We start from the raw sequence: 15658 nt of genomic DNA, 5'->3' as shown, positions 1-15658 counted from the left end.
CGAACGTAACGCCGCAGGCCGTTCAGGCTTTCCTTTCGCCACATGGCTGCGAGGCATGATATCATCGCAGCCATGACCGACGAGGACCTCGTATCCTTTGCCCTCGGATTGCCGGAGACGACGGAGGGCTCGCACTTCGCGACCCGCGACTTTCGCGTGCGGGGCAAGATTTTCATGACTCTTCCGGGTCCGGATTTCTGCGTCGTCAAGCTCACGGCCGATCAGCAGCAGATGGCATTGGCCACCATGCAAAACCACGTCGCGGCGGTGCCCGGCGGCTGGGGCCTCAAAGGTTCGACCCGGCTTTTCCACCACGCCGCCGATAGCGATGAAATCAGGACGCTGGTGCGCCGCGCATGGCGAAACGCGGCGCCTAGATCTCTGGCTTTGCCGGAGGACTAGGCTCCATGTCGTCTTCGACCGTCAGCGGCCAGTCGACCACATAATCCTCGAAATCGTCCAGATCGACATCGTTCTCGCTGACGGTGCGCCCGCGGGCGGAGACCCGGGCTATATGCACCGTTTCCGGATCGCCCGAGAGCAGCGGATGCCACCAGTAGAGATCACGGCCGTCGTTGACGAGACGGTAGGCACAGGTGGGCGGCAGCCACTCCAGCTCAGGCACCTTCTCCGGCGTCAGCTGCACGCAGTCCGGCACGAAATCCCAGCGGTTCGGGTAGCTCGTGCAACGACAGCTTTCGCCATCCATCAGCTTGCAGCGGATAGAAGTGAAATAGACGTCGCCGGTATCCCACTCCTCCAGCTTGTTGAGACAACAGAGGCCGCAGCCGTCGCAGAGGCTTTCCCATTCCGACGGGCTCATTTCCGTCAGGGTCTTGCTTTTCCAGAAGGGTATCTCGTCTGTCATCGTCGTCGTCCTCGCCACCCGACAAAAGGGCTGCGGCATGCATGTCTCTTGTTCTTTTCTCTAAATCAACCAATTATTCAATTCGCCGTTCTATGAGATAATGGGCTTTGCGTGTGCCACAAGGAAACACGCAGCAATATCGTGGTCGGGAAGTAGAGCGTGGAAGACCCATCCAATCCAGAAAGCGGGCCGAAAATGCAGCCCGAAACGCGGAAGGACAGCGGGACCGGGAAGCCGCAGCGGCGGAAACGTTATTTCTTCCTGCGCCTCGATTCATGGATCGACTCGACCCTTTGGAACGCAGGTTTCCGCCTTGCGGAAGCCTGGGAAGAGATCACGATCTTCTTTCGCCGTTTCCGCGTGCGCGGCTGGAAACGCGTCTTTTTCGAACTGCTCGGCGAAGGCCTGACGCTGGGAACCGCCGGTTCTATCCTTATGCTGATGCTCGCCATGCCGGCCTTCGAGGCGACGCAGGGCGACTGGCGCAACCGCGGCAATTTCGCCGTCACCTTCCTCGACCGCTACGGCAACGTGATCGGCCATCGCGGCATCATTCACGAGAATTCCGTTCCGGTCGACCAGTTGCCGGATTACTTTATCAAGGCGGTGCTTGCGACCGAGGACCGGCGCTTCTTCGACCATTTCGGCATCGACGTGATCGGCCTGTTTCGCGCAGTCACCGTCAATGCGCAGGCGGGCGGCGTCGTCCAGGGCGGCTCGACGCTGACGCAGCAGCTCGCCAAGAATATTTTCCTGAGTAACGAGCGCTCCATCGACCGCAAGATCAAGGAAGCCTTCCTGGCGATCTGGCTCGAGGCCAATCTTTCCAAGAAGGAAATCCTGAGCCTCTATCTCGATCGCACCTACATGGGCGGCGGCACATTCGGCGCGGCAGCAGCCGCCCAATTCTACTTCGGCAAGAGCATCACCGACGTCAATCTGGCCGAAGCGGCCATGCTGGCCGGCCTGTTCAAGGCGCCGGCGAAATATGCGCCGCACGTCAACCTGCCGGCGGCACGCGCGCGCGCCAACGACGTGCTGTCCAATCTCGTCCAAAGCGGCCTGATGACCGAGGGACAGGTCATCGCCGCACGACGAAACCCCGCCTCCGTGGTCGACCGCGCCCAGATCGAATCTCCCGATTATTTCCTCGACTGGGCCTTCGACGAAGTCCAGCGGCTTGCCACCAAGTTCCCCGAGCGCTCGTTGATCGTGCGCACCACCATCGACATGGGGTTACAGAAAGCAGCCGAGGATTCCGTCCAGTCCAGCCTGATGGAGTTCGGCGAGCGCTACCACGCCAAGCAAGGTGCGAGCGTCATCATCGAAAACGGCGGTGCCGTGCGCGCCATGGTCGGCGGCAGCGACTATGGCGAAAGCCAGTTCAACCGCGCAACAAAGGCGCTTCGCCAGCCTGGCTCTTCGTTCAAGATCTACACCTATTCCGTGGCGATGGAGAACGGCATGACGCCGACATCCACCATCGTCGACGCCCCGATCACCTGGGGCAACTGGAGCCCGCATAATTACGAGAACCGCTACGAGGGCAAGGTGACGCTGACGCAGGCGATCGCGCAATCGATCAATACGATCCCCGTGCGTCTCGCCAAGGAGAAATTCGGCATCCAGCCCATCCGCGACATGGCCAAGGCCATGGGCGTGGAAACGCCGATCCGCAACGACAAGACCATTCCGATCGGCACCTCGGAAGTCACCGTGCTCGACCAGGCGACGGCCTATGCGGTCTTCCCGGCCGACGGCATGCAGTCGCGCCGGCATGGCATCGATCAGATCACCGGCTACGACGGCAAGGTGCTCTACGATTTCAACCGCGACGAGCCGCCCGCCAAGCGGGTTCTGAGCGAAAAAGCCAATTCCTACATGAACCAGATGCTGACCCAGGTTCCGGTGATCGGCACCGGCCGGAAGGCAGCGCTCGACAACGGCATCGTCATCGGCGGCAAGACCGGCACCACTCAAGCCTATCGCGACGCCTGGTTCATCGGCTTTACCGGCAACTACACCTGCGCCGTCTGGTTCGGCAACGACGACTATACGTCCACCAACAACATGACCGGCGGCACGCTTCCGGCCATGACCTTCAAGAAAATCATGGACTATGCGCATCAAGGCATCGTTCTGAAGCCGATCCCCGGCATCAGCAATCCGTTCCCCGTGCAGAAGCCGCAAGCCGTCGCAGCCAAAAAGCCTGCCGATTCATCCAATGGCGGGCTGCCTCCGCTCGTACGTCCGCGTTCGCTGTCGGTGGATTCCACGAATATCCTGCGCGATATCGGCGAAAGGCTGAAAACAGCGACGCCGCTCGGCACCCAGAAGGTGGCGACGGCAGAATAGGCGAAAAGCCCCCCCGACCACGCGACATACAGCACCCACGCCGCCATTTTCCAACGAAAATATCGGGTGCCTTGCCGCGCCGCACTGGCGCCTGCCAAGGGGCCGATGCTGCGGCTGCGCCGGCTGTTCCGGCCATAAAATGCGCTGCCCGCCCGAATATGGTATCTGGTATCGTCGCGACCTCGGAGCGCGCCGCCCTTCCCCCTACCCGCAGAATCAGGAATAAATCTGTACCGATTTGTCACTGAGGACGATCTTAGGGTGTTCCGGGTTCCCCTTCTTGTTGCGCTTTCGCTTGTCATCGCCTTCGGCGGCGGTATCGTGTTCACGCTTCTGGCGCTGGATGCGACCTCCGGTTTCGGCGCGATCAAGCTCGGCGCCTGGCAGGCTTTCCCCGAAATGCAGACGGCGGATGCGGACCCTTATGCGAAATCTCACAGGGCGCGTGCCGGGCGGCTGCTCTACGGCACGGCCGAAGGCCTGGTCTTCACCGCCTCCGACGACGATGCCGGTGCGCGGCTGACGGCAAATTGCAGCTATCGCATCAGCGGCCAGACGCCGCCCGCAAGGCTTTGGACGCTGTTCATCGCAGGCAATGACGGTGAACCGATCGAAGGCGTCGCAGGGCGCCCTTCGACCATCAATTCCTGGGTCGTGCTGCGCAACCCGGATTCGAGCTTCAGCATCACGGTTTCAGCGAATGCGCAATCTGGCAACTGGCTCGCCCTGCCGGCCGCCGGCAGTTTCCGGCTGGTGTGGACGCTGCTGGATTCGCCGGCCGCCAGCAACTCCGGCCTGATCGACCTCGGCATGCCGAAACTCGAAAAGATCGGGTGCGGCAATGTTTAGATTCGTTTTCGCGATCCTGACCGGCCTATTCGGCGCAGCGCTGCTGCACATCGTCATCATCCTGTCGCTGCCGCATTTTTCCGACCGCGACGCCTATACGCGCGTGTCGGACGAAGGCGACGAGAACCATTTCTACATGCTCGACGACAAGGACGACGAGGCGGGGCTTTCCAACACCGATCCCTATATCCGCACCGCCGTCTGCGCCTTCGACATCGAGGACAAGCCCGTGCACCTGACCGCGAAGGGCAAGACGCCGTTCTGGTCGCTCGCCATCTACGACGCGGCATCGAATGAGGTGTTCAGCATGAGCGATCGGACGTCGGTCGGCGGCGCGCTCGATCTGCTGCTTGCCTCTCCCGTCCAGCTCACAGGCATACGCAAGGCTCTTCCCCCTGCCCTTGCCCAGTCGATCCTCGTGGAAGTGCCGCGTGCGCAAGGCTACGCGGTGCTGCATACCATGGCGCCGCAAGCGAGCTTCGGCGATGCCGCCCACGAATTTCTCTCGCAGGCCGGCTGTGACGAATTCGACAATGGATGAAATCGGGCGCCAGCGGCTAGACGTAAGCCACTCTTGCAAGGTAGGCGAACGGATGCGAATCCGCAGCGGCAGGCAACGGGCGCGGAGAGAGCGCAGAGCCGCCACCTATCGCCGGCGGGAACTACTTTCCCTTGACCCGCTTGGGTCCAGCGCCAGGCCGATGGGCAGGCGTATCCAGATGTTCATAGCGGACACCGGTGAACAAAAGTATCTTTGCTTCCACCGGCTCCTTCCGGGCGCGCGCAGGCGTGCGCAATCGCCAATCCGAAAGAGATATGATCTTTGCCATTCTCGTCTCCATTGACATCTCGAGACGGATGAACTTGCGACTTGATTTCACCCTGCCCGTTGCCGAAGCGGGCTGGCGCTCCCCTCGATCTCAGCCTTGCTTTCTCGACTGAGACAAGGGCATTCACGCCTTCTCACGGCATTTCCTGGACACCGAGGCATGGGCGCCGATCTCGGCTTCCATGCTGTCTTTACACTCGATCACATTCTGCCAATCATTCGATTTCTCCGGAATTCAGACATATCGCGGTTAACAGAATGCTAATGCTCGTCGCTGGTCATCCTTGGCATGAGTCGTCATACGCAATTAACGCTGCAAGGACGGGTTTGGTTTCATCGGCCTTGGAAAAATCGTCGGAGCTGGCAGCGCCGAGAAACAAAGCAATATCAGTTGCTTATATAAGCAAGCGACGTAACCGGCGAAAAGGACGTCCGCGGTCGCGTTGCAGAAAAGCGTCACGCAAATATTATTTGCGAACATGGAAAATTAACGTATTGTAATATCGAATATTTGAGGACGACCCATGTTTGCGACGGGCAATTCCGTCTTTTCTCCTGAGGATGTCACGGTCCTGCGCGGTGCGCTGGATGAGTGGTGCCAGGAAAAACGAATCGATATCAAAAGTGCCGAAGCCCAGTTCGCGGCTTCGGCGGCGCTCGGTCTCTTCCAATCCGGCTACAACACCTCGGAAAAGCTGATTGCCGCCTTGCGCGAGCATAGAGGCATCTGAGAGATTTCTCATTACCATCACGACATCGGCTGGCGCATTGTGTCCCGCTTCGAAGCGTGGCGACGCGCCTTACGGCTATCTTTCGCGCAATACCCTCATAGGTTGAATATCGATTACGAGACCTGTGCCGGAAACTATTCCACAGCAAGCTGCACCCCCGAAACCGCCGCCAATCGGCGCAAATCCCGGACAGTCCGTCTGCGCAAGCTTAACGCGCAATTTTTATTCGGATTTTAATAAAGTTTTCACGAACCATTAACTCTGACGGCCTTAGTCTCTCGCGAAAGCCAGATAAGGACGACCGTGTCCAACCCCGTTTCGCCAATCGCCGCCGGAGACGCCCTCCTCACCGAAAGGGCCGCCCGGCACGACCGGAAACAGGCGCGGCGGGTTCCACGGTCGACCGTCCGGCTCCCTGCTTTGTTGTTCAGCGTATCAGTATGGGTGTTGGCGTGCGTGACCGGTTTCGAGACCTTGAAGAGCCTGCGACAGTCCGCAAGAAGGACGTGGTTCTGATGGCAACGATCACCAGCTTCGAGGGCATGGGGCATCCATCCAGATCGGAGCTTCGCCAATTCGCCGAGCTCTTCACTCCCGTCTTCCAGGCGTCTTCGGAAGAGGCGAAGCGACAGGCCGTCGCCGCCCTTTCCCAATGCGAGACGGTGCCACAGGCGGTAGCGCTGTTCATCGGCTGTCAGCCGATCGCTATCGCCGCTCCGTTCCTCACAAGCTCGCAGGCGATCGATGACGATACGCTCATCACCATCGCCCGCACGCAAGGGGCCGCCCATGCGCGGGCGATCGTGCGCCGGCCCTCGCTTTCCCCCAAGGTCATAGATGCTCTTGTCGGCCTGCATCAGGCCGAGCCGGAACGCGGTATGACGATGCCGGAAGCGCAAGCAGATGAAATTCCGCAGCAGGCGGCCGCGGCGGAAGCCGAGCGGCTGTCGCGCGAGGAAATCTTGCGCCAGCAGATCAAGCAGGCGGCCCGCCACATGGCCCGCGACGACAACGACCGGCTCGGCCTGCGCAGCCTCAGCGAAACGCAGGAAGCCCTGCTTGTCCGCTTTGCGCGCGAGCGGGACGCGGTGCAATTCGCAACGACGCTGGCCGACGCGCTTTCCTCCAGTCGCTGGCTTGCGGAGCGCATCCTGCTCGATACATCGGGTCAACAACTCGCCGTGACGCTGGTCAGCCTCGGCATGGGCATTGCGGATGCCGTCTACTCGCTGGAGCGATTCTACCCGCATCTGGCGGAACGGCATGGCAGCGTCAGCCGGGCATGGCTCGTGCTCGACGGCATCGACGCCGAAGAAAGCCAGGGCCGCGTCGAAGCTTGGCGCCGCGCCGACAGCTACACCTATCTGCCGCAGGACAAGGCAGAACAGCGTCCGGCAGCACCGTTGTTCGGCGGGAAGTCGGCCCCCATCCGCGAGCTGCGCGTGGCAAACCGGCGTTAAAGACGGCTTAGTCGAGCGGATTGTCGCGTAAACCGGCCAAAGGGACGATATCGGCGATATCGTCCGTCTCCAGCTCGACGACCCACAAATCCGGATCGAATTTCAGCTCGCGCTCGAGAGTCTCGCGGATTTCCTGCGGCTCCTTCCGCTCAAGGCGGATCTCGAAAAGCCGCGTTCCGCTCTCCTCCTCATCGAACAGGCTTTGCGGGGCGGGTGCGTAAAGGGTTTCCGATCCGTCGCGGAAGCGCTGGCGAATGAAGATCGCGCCTGCATGCTCCTCGCCCTTCCGCTCGACAGCGGCAAAATCGCCGCGGGCGAACAGGCGGCGGACAAGAGCGGAAACAAAGATGTCGCTGCGCAATCTCATGTGCGAGCTATAGCGGCGAGCAACGACCAAGGCAATCGAAGCGGTCAGGCGTGCTTCGCGATTCCTTGGGTTTGCCTCCTGCGCCCGAAAGCAATTCCAGCCGCAGCGCGGTGCTGTTTTTCGTCCGGAATTGCGGAAGAACGTAGCCAGGAGCATTTCTGCCCCTCCGGTAAAACGCAACCGTTCCTCCGCGATCCTGACGCCGTTGCAAGTCGCTATACGGGTTTGCTCGGCGTGCTTCAGAGCGCGCCGATATCCTGCAGCTTCTTGAGGACGGCCATGCTCGGCTCCCCGGTTTCCGGCAGGCGATAATGCTTCTGGAAGCGGCGGATGGCCGCCTTCGTCTGCTCCCCGGCAACGCCATCGATGCTGACATTGCTATAGGCGATGTTGCTCAGGCCCTTCTGGATCTGCATGACCATATTGATCTTGCTGACCGCATCGCCCGGCGTTGCCTTCACCGCCACCGCGCCGGTCTTCAAGTTCTTTTCGGCGTTCTGGATAGCGGCGGCGACCGGATCGACGGCGGCTGCCGTGGCGGACGCATTGACAGGGCGCTCGGCCGGAACTGCCGCCACGACGTTCGCCCCGCCGCCCGCCGGCGGCGCGGCAACGGCATTGCTGGCCCTAAGAGCCGCGAGAAGCTCGGGCGTCGGCACGCCTGTCTGGGCAAGGCCGGATGCCTGCTGGAAGAAGAGAATGGCCGACGTCGTGCGCGATCCCGGTTTTCCATCGGCAACGCCGTCATAGAGACCGTGGCGGATGAGTTCCGCCTGAACATCGGCAACCAGTTTCGATGGCGCGGCGGAGGGCTGTGCCGCAACCGGATTTGCCGCAGCCTGTCCGGCGGGCGCGGGCAGCGTCGCAGCGGAAACCGCATCCTGCCGCTCGATCCGGAAGGTGGTGACGTTGCCGGCATCGGCCTGCTGCGCATGCAGAAACGATCTACGGCCGGGAATCTGATAGGGCGAGCCGGGATCACGGGTGCGCAACATGGGAGACGGATGCGTACCCGACTGATACCAGAGCGCGTTGGCCGTGACGAAGCCGAAAACCCCGAGAAAGAGCGCGACACCGCCGGCTATGGCGGGATGGCGGCCGACCGCACCACCGATCATGGCGGAGAGCGCGCCTGCGCCGCGAAGGCCGAGGCCGCCGAGCGCCGTGCTGCCGCGCAGGCTCAGGCTGCCCAGGGCAACCGCGCCGCGGGATGCGAGGCCGGGCTGCTTGCGCCTGCCCCTTCCTCTTCCCTTAGGCGATTTTCGCTTTTGCGGGGCCATTCATCCCTTCCTTGTTTCGCCTTTCCTCTATCTCCACAATATGTTTCAGGCGCGGCGGAAAATCGACAGGGCGATTGACATCCACAGGCTGCTGCATCGCCGCGACACCGAATCCGTCGAACGGAATGAGGATGGTGATCACCGTGCCCTCGCCCGGCGCGCTGGCAATGGAAAAGCTTCCGCCGTGCAGGCCGACGAGCCCCTTGACCAGCGACAAGCCGAGACCGGTGCCTGCGTAGCGGCGGGTATAATCGTTCTGGATCTGCACGAACGGCTGTCCGAGCGAGGCCAGCCGCTCGCTTGCAATGCCGATTCCCGTGTCGCCGATCGACAGCTTCAGCATGCCGTCCGCCAAGGCGGCGTCGATCGTGACCGCGCCGCCCGCATCGGTGAACTTGATGGCGTTGCCGACCAGGTTGATCAGGATCTGCTGGATGGCGCGCTGGTCGGCGACGATCTCCCCGAGACCGCGCTGGATGCGGCTCGTCAGCGTCAGCCCCTTTTCCTTCGCCTGCAGCCCCAGCATCGCTTCGCATGTCGCGATGGAATCCTCGATCGAGAAGGATTCGAGCAGCAACTCGTAGCGGCCAGCCTCGATCTTGCTCATATCGAGCATGGTGTTGACCACCGACAGCAGATGCGCGCCCGATTGGCGGATCAGGCCGACATATTCGCGCTGGCGGTTGTTTTCGAGCTTGCCGAAATATTCGCCGCTGAGAATATCGGAAAAGCCGAGGATCGCATTGAGCGGCGTGCGCAATTCATGGCTGACGGCGGCCAGGAAACGCGACTTGGCGTCATTGGCCGATTCCGCCTCTGCGGTCTTGCGCGCCGCCTCATCGCGAAGTTTCTGGTCCTGCGAGATATCGCGTAACTGACCGACGATGGCCGTCAGGCGCCCCTCGCCGTCGCGGCGCGCCGTCAGTTCCATGCGGACATGGACGAACTGCTCGTCGCCGCCGGCTACCGCGGAGCGTTCCAGGCGCAGATCTGCGCCATGGGCATCCCTTCCCTGGCGAAGCACATCGATCGCCTGCAGAAAGTCGATCCGGTCGGAAACGTGGATCTGCTCGACGAAGCCGCGGCCCGTGGGGTCGCGCATCCAGCTGAGGAATTCCGCGCGATCGCGGCCGCCGACGGTCGTGACATTGCCCTGGAGGTCAAGCAGCAGGACGAGGCCGAACGCGGCCTCCAGCATCAGGTCGCGATGCTCGACCACGACAGCTTCCGCCGGGAGAGACGCCGGACGCTGGCGCGACAATGCGATACTGCCAACAGCCGAAAACAGGAAGCCGGCGCAGACGGCGGCAACACCGGCAGGCAGAGCCACGGCCGGGCTGGTGACGAAGGAGAGACCTGCCGGAACGACCACGAGCGCGACGGAGGAGACGAGTGCGAGCCGGCGCAGGATCGCCAGCTCCTGTCCCCGGACCTCGCCATTCCCGCTCGTCCGGGAGAGCCAGCTTCGGCCCACCCGGTCCACGAGGGCTGCGGCCCCGACAGAAATGTCACTCAATACGCGCACACTACAATCCGTCAAAACGGTCACTTATTGGACTGCACAATAGGCTCTCCGGGCTTAAGGAAAGAATAAAGAAGGAACGCCCGGAATGGCCGAAAAAGCTCCAAAATCCCGTTTTGGCGCAGAATGCGGGACCTTTGTTTTTTGTGGTTAACAGCGGGTAAGCAACGGATTTTATTCGTATTTCTGCCACACGTTAACTTTTGTGCCGGAGCCCGCATCCGCAAAGCCCTGTGTATCAACAGCATCGGGCGAGACATGCTTAACATCAATCGCTACAATTCGAACCAAATGCCGCTCAAAGTCGGAACGCTAAAATTTGAATCAAATTTGCGGAAAATGCCGCCGAGTTTTGAAAAACGCTGTTGTCCTCTGCCAGATAGGGTTGGAACCGGATCGGACGAGCAAGTCCGAATCGGCGACCGAGCCGAGCGACAGAGAGGATGGGCAAGGACATGTGGTTTCTGATTAGAGCAGGGTTCTGGTTTTCGCTGGTTCTCATGTTCCTGCCGATCTTTGCAAAGCCCGAGGGCGATCCGCGGCCGGCCGGCGAACCGACGGTACAGGTTTCCGACGCGCTTTCGGCTGCGACCGGCGTGGTTCAATATGTCGGAGCCATGTGCAGCGAGAAACCGGATGTCTGCCTCAAGGGCGGAGAGACGCTGACGGCGCTCGGCTACCAGGCCCGTGACGGCGCCCGCGTGGCCTACGATCTGCTCGGCCGCCACTTCAAGGATCAGTCTGCAAACGCCCAGGTTCCCGCAAACAGCCAGGCCAGTGCCGCAACGGCGCGGCCGAGCGCCGATCAGGTTGCCGCCATGGCGCAGCCGATGCCGGCCAAGCGCGTGGTCGGCACGGAAACGGCCGATGTCGTCGTCACCGGCACCGTCAAGCTGCCATCCTCCATTCCGCTGCCGGTGCCACGCCCGCGCACCTGACACATCTTGCAATGGCCCATCTCAGCGCCGCGGACCTGTTCATGGTCGGCGGCGTTCTTTATGGTCGCGGGTTCAAATCACCTGCCGTTTCGCCTATATCCAACAGCATGGACAATCTGGACCGCTGCAATGACATCGCTTGACAAGATCATCGAGGACTTCTCCTTCCTGGACGACTGGGAGGATCGCTATCGCTACGTGATCGAACTCGGCAAGGCGCTCCCCGATCTGCCGGAGGACAAGCGCACGCTGGAAAACAAGGTGCAGGGCTGCGCCAGCCAGGTCTGGCTCGTCACACATGCGTCCGGCGACCCGGAGAATCCGATATTGACCTTTGAAGGCGATTCCGACGCGCATATCGTGCGCGGGCTGGTGGCGATCGTGCTGGCTACCTATTCCGGAAAGCCGGCCTCGGAAATCGCCGCGCTCGACGCGCTCGACGTATTCGGAAAAATCGGCCTGGTCGAGCACCTCTCCTCGCAGCGGGCAAATGGATTGCGTTCGATGATCAAACGCATTCGCGAGGAAGCCCGGCTCCGGGCGGCGGCCTGATTTCGCAGAAGCATCGATAAGATAAAACCCGGCTCGAAAGCCGGGTTTTTCGTCAGAGCATTTCCGCTTTCCTCGAATCGCGAAAACGCCCTATCTTTTTGTGCTGACGCAATTCCGGACGGAAACCGCTATGCGGCTTTCCTGGAATTGCTTTCGCTCCATGGCGGAGCTCTCAGCGGCTGCCACGCTTGCGGCGCTGGCCGAGGCCCATTTCCTTTGCCAGGCGCGAGCGGGCTTCCGCATAGGCCGGCGCCACCATCGGATAATCGGCGGCCAGATCCCACTTCTCGCGATATTCTTCCGGCGAGAGACCGTGATGGGTCATGAGATGGCGCTTCAGTGACTTGAAACTGCCGCCACATTCCAGGCAGGTGATCTGGTCATCCTGCACGGACTTACGAACGGATACGGCCGGCTTCTGCTTTTCGACCACGGTTACGGCAGGAGCCGGAGCCGAGGTGTTGCTCAAGGCGGAATGTACGTCGGAAATCAAGTTCGGAAGGTCGCTGACCGGTACGACATGGTTGCTGACATAGGCCGCTACGATGTCGGCAGTCAGTTCAACCAGTAACTCCTGCCCGTTGCCAAGGGCCGCATCTGTCATTGTGTTCTCCTGTTCATCGGCTTGCTTGCTGCGCCGCGCCTCCGCGGAGCGCGCAGGGCACAACGTTGCTATATGATCTGCGCCTGGCTACGGAAATCCGTTGATTTCGATGTCTCCCGGCGCCGGGCAATCCGCGCGAACGTATTGCTCGTATTCGTAGCAGCCATCAGCAAGAAAACGGTGCATAACGCCACATTTCTTACTGCATGAAGTCCACCCCTAGACCTCATGCGAGGGAAAACCGTCTCTTACCGCCCGATGTCAGATTAGCGACCACGACAGCGATCTTTAATCGCTTATCGGAAGAAAGTTTTGCTCAGCTTTTCATCTAGGAAAGATAAAAGCATCGAGAGCTTAAACCCGGTCGAGACTAACTCAACATCAGAACTCTACTTGAATCTGAATTAGCACTCTTTACCCAAATGTCCAGTTTTTAATCCCAACATTTCTTTGCAAAAATTTCATCTACTAAAAAATAGATAACTAATAACGCGAACAGCTTTTCCTTCATTAACAATCTGCGCGTTTGTTAGCCCCTCTTTCTATACCCGCGCTTCGCGACCCGCCCGTGCAGCAGCAATTCATCGCGCACCGAAGGGGGTGTCAAGCGATGTCCCGCCTTGTGTGCCGCCCGCGCGAGAAGATGCGCCGAAATCGGCGCGGTGAGCACGAAAAAGACGAACCCCGCCAGCGCCCGTGCCAATATAGGCAAGTCCTGCGAGTGAATACCGACTGCAAGTAGCAAGAGGCCGGAACCGACCGTTCCCGCCTTCGAGGCCGCATGCATGCGGCTGTAAAGATCGGGCAGGCGCACGATGCCGATCGCGGCAACGAGCGAGAAGAGCGCGCCTGCCAGCAGGAGCAGCGTTACTACGATGGCCCAAAGCATATCCATCACCGCCCGCCTCTCTGTCGCTTGTTGCGTTTGTGTGCTTTTCTCTCCCTGGACACACGCTCGTCATCGCGGCCGGAGACCGCCGGTTTCGGGGCATCGGGAGGTGCCTGCGTCAGAATAAACCGGGCGAAGGCGACGGTGGCGAGAAAGCCGATAAGGCCCAGCGAAATGGCGATATCGATATAGAGCGTGAAACCGGTCTTGATGGCGATGACGGCAATGAAACCGATGGCGATCGCCACCAGCATGTCGAGCGCCAGAACACGATCCGGCAAGGTCGGTCCGGCCACCACACGATAGACCGTAAACAGGAAGGCGATGCTCAGAATACCGAGCGCCACCATTGCGGCGGCAGATACGACGGAAGCGGCGATCATCGGAAAGCCTCCATGATCCGGCGCTCGAAGCCGTCGGCAATGCCGCGCCTGATGGCGTCCGGATCGGAGCAATCGAGCGCATGGACGTACAGCGTCCTGCGGTCGTCGGAGACGTCGACGGACAGCGTGCCCGGCGTCAGGGTGATGAGGTTGGCCAGCAGCGTAATTTCGAAATCGCGGTCGACCGTCAGCGGAAAGGCGAAAATGCCGGGTTTGACATCCATTCTCGGGCTCATGACGGCCACGGCAACCGCCCAGGCCGATTTGGCGAGCTCGCACACGAACAGCAGCAGAAGCGCAAGAATTCGCCGGGCGCGTCCGAGATAGAGCACACCGCCGTAGGAGGAGCGAACGATCGCCAGCGCAATCGCTGCAAGAATAAAGCCGAACAGCAGATTGAGAAAGGAAGTGCTGCCGGTGATGGCGACCCAGACAATGGCGAGCAGCAAATTGAAAACGAACAGGATCATTGGGCACCCCCCGCCGCGGGAAAGACGGAGTGCAGATAAGCCGACGGCTGCTCGAGCCCGGCAGCGGCAGCCTGCGTCAGGTGCAGGAGCCATTCCGGAAACAGGCCGAAGCCGACGACAAGCAGGGCAAGAGCGAGAAGCGGCGCGGCAGCCTGCCAGCCGATCGGCTCGCCCCCCGTGCCGTCACCGGCCGCAGGGCGCCAATAGGCCAGCAGGAACACGCGCCCGAAGACGATCGTCGTCAGGAAACCGACCAACAGGATCGCTGCGGCGAGCCACCAGGCGCCGGTCGCGAGCGCCGCCTTGACCAGCACGACCTTGGGCCAGAAACCGGAAAATGGCGGCAAGCCGCTAACGGCGAAGAACAGCACCAGCGAGAGGCCCGCGAACCAGCCGCTCCGCCGATAGAGACCGCCAAGGGCTGTGAGCGAAAAACTGCCGCCGAGCCGAGCCGCCTGCCCTGCAAGCAGATACAGCGCCGTCATCAGCACCATCGAATGCAACGCATAGAAAATCGCCCCGCTCAAGCCATCGGCGTTGCCGAGGGCGACGCCTGCGAGCATCGTGCCGATGCCTGAGATGACGATATAGCCGAGCATGCGGCGAATATCGTTTGCACCGAGCGCGCCCAGCACGCCGGCCAGCATGGTTGCGATGGCGATGATCGCGACGAGCGGGCCAAGCCCCGCCCGCTCGACCGGCAGCAGCATGACCAGAACCCGGATGAGCGCGTAAACGCCGACCTTGGTGAGCAGGCCGGCGAACAGCGCCGAAGCGGTGATGCGCGGCGTATGATAGGAGGCCGGAAGCCAGAAATTGACCGGAAAGGCGGCCGCCTTCATGCCGAAGGCGAGCAGGAACAGACCGGCCAGCGTCATCAGCGGCGCGCCGCTTTCCCCTGCCCTCGCCTTCACGGCGATATCGGCCATGTTGAGCGTGCCGAAGACGGCATAGAGATATCCGACGGACACGAGAAAGAGCGTGGTGGCGATGAGATTGAGCACCGCATATTTCAGCGCCCCGTCGATCTGCTCCGGTTCTGAGCCGAGGATCAGCAGCCCGAAGGACGAGATCAGCAGCACCTCGAACCAGACATAGAGATTGAAGATGTCGCCCGTCAGGAATGCGCCGCTGACACCGGCGAGCAGCAGCATCAGAAAGGGAAAGAAGCCATATCGCCTGCCGCTCACGGTGATTTCGCCGAGCGAGTGAAGACCTGCCGCGAGCGCCACCACCGCCGCCGTCAACGCCATGAGCGCGCTGAAAATATCGACGCTGAAGGCGATGCCGAAAGGCGGAAGCCATCGCCCCATGACCATGGTCATCGGGCCATCGCTCACGACCTTGATGAGCAATGCGGCATCGATAAGCACGAGCAGCATCAGGCCGGGAATGGCGATCCGTGCATGCCATTCCGTGCGGTTGCGCAGCATCAGGAGGATCGCGCCGAGACCGATGCACAGGGCGACCGGCAGGATGACCAGCCAGTGTCCCATCGGCACTGGTGCGGCGACGAGCGCGGCTGAAAGATCGACTGCGGTATCCGTCGGGCCAGCCATGA

General features: G+C 61.2%; 17 protein-coding genes. 8 read left to right on the top strand and 9 right to left on the bottom strand.

The features are described 5' to 3' along the window. The first annotated feature begins 72 nt into the window (after positions 1-72). Positions 73-402 (top strand): MmcQ/YjbR family DNA-binding protein, encoded by a 330-nt coding sequence (locus ACJJVH_RS03230; protein ID WP_162703961.1) that lies wholly within the window; start codon positions 73-75, stop codon positions 400-402. On the opposite strand, the gene ACJJVH_RS03225 is transcribed toward ACJJVH_RS03230, so the two are convergent. Beyond that, positions 374-868, bottom strand: coding sequence for a YcgN family cysteine cluster protein (locus ACJJVH_RS03225; RefSeq protein ID WP_112796936.1), 495 nt, complete (start codon positions 866-868; stop codon positions 374-376). The two genes, ACJJVH_RS03230 and ACJJVH_RS03225, sit on opposite strands and share 29 nt — an antisense overlap. A 159-nt stretch (positions 869-1027) precedes the next feature. Here ACJJVH_RS03225 and ACJJVH_RS03220 point away from each other — a divergent pair, with 159 nt between their 5' ends. The 5 genes from ACJJVH_RS03220 (at position 1028) to ACJJVH_RS03200 (ending at position 7092) form a co-directional block, all read left to right on the top strand. Then, positions 1028-3223 (top strand): transglycosylase domain-containing protein, encoded by a 2196-nt coding sequence (locus ACJJVH_RS03220; protein ID WP_412064731.1) that lies wholly within the window; start codon positions 1028-1030, stop codon positions 3221-3223. A 261-nt stretch (positions 3224-3484) separates the two neighbouring features. Next, the gene (locus ACJJVH_RS03215; RefSeq protein ID WP_113358182.1) at positions 3485-4072 is read left to right on the top strand and encodes a DUF1214 domain-containing protein; all 588 of its coding nucleotides are present in this window, start codon (positions 3485-3487) and stop codon (positions 4070-4072) included. Then, entirely contained in the window at positions 4065-4613 is a 549-nt protein-coding gene (locus ACJJVH_RS03210) for a DUF1254 domain-containing protein (RefSeq protein ID WP_113370311.1), read from the top strand. Before ACJJVH_RS03215 ends, ACJJVH_RS03210 begins: the two co-directional genes overlap by 8 nt. Before the next feature lie 812 nt (positions 4614-5425). Continuing rightward, complete coding sequence (locus tag ACJJVH_RS03205; protein WP_112796926.1) at positions 5426-5632, top strand: hypothetical protein; 207 nt, start codon at positions 5426-5428, stop codon at positions 5630-5632. 452 nt (positions 5633-6084) lie between these two features. Next, positions 6085-7092: a DUF2336 domain-containing protein gene (locus tag ACJJVH_RS03200; RefSeq protein ID WP_412064730.1), complete on the top strand. Its 1008-nt coding sequence runs from the start codon at positions 6085-6087 to the stop codon at positions 7090-7092. A gap of 7 nt (positions 7093-7099) precedes the next feature. Here the strand turns inward: ACJJVH_RS03200 and ACJJVH_RS03195 are convergent, their stop codons facing one another. The 3 genes from ACJJVH_RS03195 to ACJJVH_RS03185 all read right to left on the bottom strand — a co-directional run bounded on the left by ACJJVH_RS03195 (position 7100) and on the right by ACJJVH_RS03185 (position 10264). Then, on the bottom strand, positions 7100-7459 hold the full coding sequence (locus tag ACJJVH_RS03195) for a DUF1491 family protein (RefSeq protein WP_113370440.1): 360 nt from the start codon (positions 7457-7459) through the stop codon (positions 7100-7102). Positions 7460-7698: 239 nt separating this feature from the next. Then, positions 7699-8739 (bottom strand): peptidoglycan-binding protein, encoded by a 1041-nt coding sequence (locus ACJJVH_RS03190; RefSeq protein ID WP_412064729.1) that lies wholly within the window; start codon positions 8737-8739, stop codon positions 7699-7701. Next, complete coding sequence (locus tag ACJJVH_RS03185; RefSeq protein WP_412064728.1) at positions 8711-10264, bottom strand: sensor histidine kinase; 1554 nt, start codon at positions 10262-10264, stop codon at positions 8711-8713. Before ACJJVH_RS03185 ends, ACJJVH_RS03190 begins: the two co-directional genes overlap by 29 nt. A gap of 452 nt (positions 10265-10716) precedes the next feature. Here ACJJVH_RS03185 and ACJJVH_RS03180 point away from each other — a divergent pair, with 452 nt between their 5' ends. Continuing rightward, positions 10717-11199 (top strand): DUF5330 domain-containing protein, encoded by a 483-nt coding sequence (locus tag ACJJVH_RS03180; RefSeq protein ID WP_113370441.1) that lies wholly within the window; start codon positions 10717-10719, stop codon positions 11197-11199. A gap of 129 nt (positions 11200-11328) precedes the next feature. Beyond that, on the top strand, positions 11329-11751 hold the full coding sequence (locus tag ACJJVH_RS03175; protein WP_113370314.1) for a SufE family protein: 423 nt from the start codon (positions 11329-11331) through the stop codon (positions 11749-11751). A gap of 172 nt (positions 11752-11923) precedes the next feature. On the opposite strand, the gene ACJJVH_RS03170 is transcribed toward ACJJVH_RS03175, so the two are convergent. The 5 genes from ACJJVH_RS03170 to ACJJVH_RS03150 all read right to left on the bottom strand — a co-directional run bounded on the left by ACJJVH_RS03170 (position 11924) and on the right by ACJJVH_RS03150 (position 15656). Further along, a complete protein-coding gene (locus ACJJVH_RS03170; RefSeq protein WP_047627360.1) occupies positions 11924-12355 on the bottom strand; it encodes a MucR family transcriptional regulator in 432 nt (143 codons plus the stop codon). A 529-nt stretch (positions 12356-12884) separates the two neighbouring features. Then, a complete protein-coding gene (gene mnhG, locus ACJJVH_RS03165) occupies positions 12885-13250 on the bottom strand; it encodes a monovalent cation/H(+) antiporter subunit G (protein WP_112796916.1) in 366 nt (121 codons plus the stop codon). Then, complete coding sequence (locus tag ACJJVH_RS03160; protein WP_112796915.1) at positions 13250-13627, bottom strand: cation:proton antiporter; 378 nt, start codon at positions 13625-13627, stop codon at positions 13250-13252. Before ACJJVH_RS03160 ends, mnhG begins: the two co-directional genes overlap by 1 nt. Next, positions 13624-14097, bottom strand: a complete 474-nt coding sequence (locus tag ACJJVH_RS03155; protein WP_112796914.1) for a Na+/H+ antiporter subunit E — start codon at positions 14095-14097, stop codon at positions 13624-13626. The genes ACJJVH_RS03160 and ACJJVH_RS03155 overlap by 4 nt, the downstream gene beginning before the upstream one ends. Beyond that, positions 14094-15656, bottom strand: coding sequence for a Na+/H+ antiporter subunit D (locus tag ACJJVH_RS03150; protein WP_412064727.1), 1563 nt, complete (start codon positions 15654-15656; stop codon positions 14094-14096). Before ACJJVH_RS03150 ends, ACJJVH_RS03155 begins: the two co-directional genes overlap by 4 nt. Positions 15657-15658 lie beyond the last annotated feature (2 nt).

Source organism: Rhizobium sp. SYY.PMSO (assembly GCF_046840415.1).
In the GTDB taxonomy this organism is placed as follows: domain Bacteria; phylum Pseudomonadota; class Alphaproteobacteria; order Rhizobiales; family Rhizobiaceae; genus Rhizobium.
Note: the sequence above shows the minus strand (reverse complement) of the source record. Positions and strands in the feature narration are given on the sequence as shown.